Here is a 4,728-nt window from a genome sequence, read left to right on the forward strand (position 1 = left end):
CCTCTTCCAGACAGGCGCATAGCGTGGCGGTGTCCTCGCCGGCCGTGAAACGCACGAAGCTCGCGCGGCTGTAGCCCAGCGTCGCCACCAGTGCCAGCAGTGGCTCGCGCCCGCGCCGAATGACTGTGAAGTCGGCCTGCATTTGCTTGCCAGGGGCCGTCTCGAAGCGCACCAGCGGCTCGGGCTCGGCGCNCTTATGCGGCGCCAGAAACACCTCGAGCTGGCTGACGCCACCGTCGTAGCCGCGTTCGCGCAACTCGCGTAGCAGCACGGTCGCCGGAATCCAGCGCGGGCGTGCCGCTTCGATGCGCTCCAGCAAATAGCCGTGGTGCGGCGCAAGCTTCGTTGCCCTGAGCTCACGCGGCCTGTACCGACCCGCGTGTTCGTNGCCCAAATAGCGCCGCACCGTGTTGCGCGACAGACCCGTCTGCCGGTGCTATCTCCCTCACCCCCGCACCTCGTTTCGCCAATACCCTGATTTCCACTGCTTGCTCCTGTGTCAGCATCGGCGGCAAATCCGCCATCCTCCACCAGGTGGGTCAGTTTTACTTCGGCGGGGTGGGTCAGTTTTACATCGGCGCTAACACATAGACAAGTCGTGTGGCTGGCAGTGCGGCCGCCTGTTCCGCGACCCGCTCATATCCTTCGATCCAGCGGGTACTTTCCTTGATGCTGGGGCGCACTCCATCCGCACTCTTCGGCTCGCGTGCCCACATGTAAGCATAGAGCACGCCAGGCGGTTCGCGCGATGGCGATACAGCGTAAGTCGGCCAAGACAGTGATAGTCTGACCGTTAAAGTCCAGTTCCGTAGTGTCTTGGATCCAGAGCACCACTTCGCATGCCCGCATCCGCTCGGCCTAACTCTGGCAGTGGGGCGCCAGAATATCGCGCCAGTCCAGTTCATCCTGCGCCAGGAAGCGGTACGCCGCAGCCGTTTCCGCCCAGCCGCCGCATGCGCTGGGTATGCTTGCCGTCGGTTTCTCTGCGATGCTATCGCTAGCTAGCAGCACCGCCCGCTTGTTCAGGCGCTAGTCGCCCAAGTCAATGTCCTTGAATTCTGCCGCCGCCCAACTCGTTGCCTCTCCCTGCATGTGCCGGTCCATTTGGGGGTTGGGCCCCCAAGCGTTACGCATGTGGTTTTCTCCGCCTTACGATCGTTCACCTGGTCATAGAATGCATGATGCGGTAGACGAACCTTTTGTCGAAGTGCAGGATATGCCACTGAAATGAAAATCCCGCATAATTCTCAAGCTGCAATTATCATCAACATGTAGAGTGCCTCTTAGGGCTTAAGACCTACTGAAGCTGTCGCCCTACTCGTACGATTTTTTTGGCTGCTGCCAATACCATCGCTACTATTCTGACGTGCGCTCTCTATAGAAATGAAATCCGACGGGTAATACAATCTACCGGCCGCTTCAGAGCACGTTTCGAGCTGCCGCCCCCATAGCGCTTAGATGGTTTGATAGAACCTAAATTTCGAAAATGAATCGCAGAGAGATGCTCCGCGCCGGAGCGTATGCCGGGCTTGTAAACATGATACATTCGACACATGCATTCGAACGGCGGCCCCACGTTGTGTTTCTCAACCCCGGCGAATCCGCTGAACGTGGCACCGGTCAACATTGGCAATTGGTGTCCAGTTTTATGGGCATGGCCGCAACGACGTTTAATATGCAACTGGAGGTGTTGTACGCAGAGCGTGATCATTTACTCATGCAGCGCCAGGCGGAGGAAGTTGCCCGACGTAGTTTTCCCCCAGACTACGTAATCATTGTCAACGAGAAGATGGCCGCACAACAAATGCTTAAAGTGTTGGCTCACTCACCGTCCAAAATATTAGTTATTCACAACGATCTGACGTCCGAACAGCGCCAGTACGTCGGCAATGAACGGGAAAAAATTTCGAACTGGATCGGCACATTAACGGCGAACGCCGAGTTGGGCGGATTTCGCCTGATGGAGTTTTTATATCAACGACTCGGCCGACGAGAGGTTAATGTTATTGGAATAACTGGGGATCCTAATACACCAGTCTCGCTGGAAAGGGCTGCCGGGGTCGCCACCTTCCTGAATCAAACGGCAAATGGGCGCATCTGTCAGTTGGTTTTTAGTGACTGGAGTCGAGCCGATAGCCACCAAAAGGCTCGCGTACTGCTGGCACGGTACCCCGAAGCCAATGTCATGTGGGCCGCCAATGACACTATGGCACTGGGTGCACTTGATGCCGTCAAGCTTAACAACGCCCATGTTCTGGTAGGCGGCATGGGAGCTTTGAAAGAAGCGCTTGAAAGCGTGATTCATGGCGGCCTTGCGGGCATCGTAGCAGGCGATTATTTTGTCGGTGCTTGGGCAATGGTACTGCTATACGATTATCACTGGGGCAAGGATTTTGCGAAACATGGGGGGCCGCGTCTAAAACTCGACTATCTTGGCATTATCGAGCGCACGAACGCCAGACGTTTTTCCGATGTCGTTTTTAGACGAATCGAAGCCTTTGACGTTAGACCCTATTCAAAGCATTTAAATCAACGGGAAGGCTCCTATGATTTCGATCTTAAGCATCTTTTAAAAACTACGACCAGAAGCCTCTGATGCGTGTGCGTGCCAAATTTTCGCTGAGGTCCCTAAATCTTCATACCAAGTTGATGCTTTCGCTTGTCGTGCTTGTCGCAGCTGTCGCCGGAACTTCAGCTTCTATGTTAGTAGAACACGAGCGCAACAGCCGACTTCTCGCACTAGGGGACCGGGCCACAAGAATTGCTGACCTTTTCAGCCAATCGCTTGTTCTGCCTTTATGGAACGTTGATCTTCGCGCAATCGAAAACCAACTCGCCGCGCTTGCACCCAACCCTGAAGTTGCCGAGTTTACGGTTACCGCGGCAGGCTACGGAACGGTAGCTACTGTAAAAGGTTCCCGTCACTTAAACGACGGCGAAAGCGTTGTACGTGTACGAGCAATTGAATATGATCCGCCCGGAAACGCACCGAAAGAGAAAATCGGGGAAATTCGAGTCGTACTAACCAAGGCTGTCGCTCAGGAGGCAATCAACCGCGCCCGGCAGGCCATCTTTGCGATTATGGCAGCGCTCCTAGCAGTGCTTTACGCTGCTAGCTTCCTCCTCCTGAAGCGCATGGTCCGCAGCCCCGTCAATGGCCTCGAAAAGATGGTCGATAAGATTTCTGGTGGAGATCTTGATGCGAGATGCGAGGTGAAATCTGGCGACGAGCTCGGGCGTCTCGCCGTGCGAATCAATTACATGGCCGATCAGCTTCGTACATCGACACTGCTTCTTCAAAAAAGCGAGAGAAAGTACCGTAGCATCGTGGAGAATGCTGTCGAGGGTATATTCCTCCTCGATCAAGCTGGAAATCTTGCCGAAGCCAATCCCGCGATGGCTCAACTGCTTGGCTATGACAACGCGTGTGATTTGACTGTGTCTGCAGAAAGCGATGGTCGACCAAAAAGCCCCTTTTCTCTCAGCCTAACTGCGACTTTGTTCAAGACCCTGAACGTCGATGGCGAAATTCGCGGCCTCGAACTTCAGTTGAGTCGGCTTGATGGAACACCTATATGGGTCCAATTGAATGCACGCGGCCTAATGGGAAGCGAAGGTAGCCTTCGTTATCTCGAAGGATTGCTCACCGATGTGACCGCCCGCAAGCATGCCTTGGAAGATTTGCAATTGCAGCGCGATAGGCTAGAGCTAGAGGTGAGCGAGCGGAAATGGACCGAACTCGAATTGCTAGCATCCCGGGAGCGTCTCCAACAATTACATGCGCATCAGGAAGCGATTCGGGAGGAGGAAAGGAAGTGCATAGCCATGGAAATCCACGATGAACTAGGGCAGCTTTTAACAGCCCTAAAAATGGACCTCTCCTTATTAAGCATGCAATTGCCGACGGGATCTGGTGTGATTCAGAAGGCTGAAGAGATGCGCGAATTGATTGAACAAACCATTCGCATTGTGCGAAATGTAGTGAGTCACCTGCGACCCACAGCATTGAACTATGGTCTCGCGTCCGCATTGGAATGGCTCGCTGCAGACTTTAGCCGCCACACCAAGATTCCGTGTCGATTCCAATCCACTCACCCCGAACCAAATCTTCCTGACCCTCGTGCGACGGCAATTTTTCGTATCGTTCAAGAATCACTTACCAATGTTGCCCGCCACGCCAAAGCTTCCCAAGTCGATGTCACACTTGCCAATACAGACGCCGGTATCGAAGTGATCATCAGGGACAACGGGCAGGGATTCAACGTTGTTTCTGCGCGCGCCGGATATTCATATGGATTACACGGTATGGCGGAACGCGCTCGCCTAATTGGCGCGCAGCTAGAAGTTCACAGCAAGCCAGATCGCGGTACCCTAATAAGACTGCGACTTCTGGAAACCTTTGAAAAACCTCAATCCCATTAATCGAGAATCCGAGATGATTCGCCTGGAAGTCTTAGGGATACTCTGCACAAACGCGAATCGAGTGTGCTTGGCCGTTTAACAGGAAGCTGAATGCGCCACGACGCCAACCTATCAGCTCGGAGCGAAGCTATCTCGCACGCGCGAAGCAGCATTCGCGGGCTGCGCGCGAGGCATCGGCGTGAGCCAGAAACGCGCTCATGCCCCGGCAGCCAGCAGTTTGCCGCGCGCCATCCACAAGTTGGACAGTGCGAACAAGGTCATGAGTTGCGCGGTGTTCTTCCTCAGCCCTCGATAGCGGACCTTGGT

At 54.6% G+C, this 4,728-nt stretch carries 2 protein-coding genes and 3 pseudogenes; 2 read left to right on the forward strand and 3 right to left on the reverse strand.

The features are described from left to right. Window positions 1-506 (reverse strand): annotated as a pseudogene (locus A3AG_RS0100365) (helix-turn-helix domain-containing protein); the annotation flags it as partial. 78 nt (window positions 507-584) lie between these two features. Then, window positions 585-1,026, reverse strand: a pseudogene (locus A3AG_RS32440) (transposase DNA-binding-containing protein); the annotation flags it as partial. Between the two features lie 475 nt (window positions 1,027-1,501). Here A3AG_RS32440 and A3AG_RS32445 point away from each other — a divergent pair. Together A3AG_RS32445 and A3AG_RS32450 are read left to right on the forward strand one after the other, a co-directional pair. Beyond that, window positions 1,502-2,596 (forward strand): ABC transporter substrate-binding protein, encoded by a 1,095-nt coding sequence (locus A3AG_RS32445; RefSeq protein WP_240619764.1) that lies wholly within the window; start codon window positions 1,502-1,504, stop codon window positions 2,594-2,596. Further along, window positions 2,596-4,422, forward strand: a complete 1,827-nt coding sequence (locus A3AG_RS32450) for a sensor histidine kinase (protein ID WP_012354625.1) — start codon at window positions 2,596-2,598, stop codon at window positions 4,420-4,422. The genes A3AG_RS32445 and A3AG_RS32450 overlap by 1 nt, the downstream gene beginning before the upstream one ends. A 195-nt stretch (window positions 4,423-4,617) precedes the next feature. Here the strand turns inward: A3AG_RS32450 and A3AG_RS33775 are convergent. Beyond that, window positions 4,618-4,728: pseudogene (locus A3AG_RS33775) on the reverse strand (IS5/IS1182 family transposase); the annotation flags it as partial.

Origin of the sequence: Cupriavidus neocaledonicus, assembly GCF_000372525.1 — a bacterium.
Classification (GTDB): Bacteria; Pseudomonadota; Gammaproteobacteria; order Burkholderiales; family Burkholderiaceae; genus Cupriavidus; species Cupriavidus neocaledonicus.

Bases quoted from the DNA above. Each gene is read 5' to 3' on its own strand.
- A3AG_RS32445 (WP_240619764.1), top strand. From the start codon at position 1,502: ATGCTCCGCGCCGGAGCGTATGCCGGGCTTGTAAACATGATACATTCG.
- A3AG_RS32450 (WP_012354625.1), top strand. From the start codon at position 2,596: ATGCGTGTGCGTGCCAAATTTTCGCTGAGGTCCCTAAATCTTCATACC.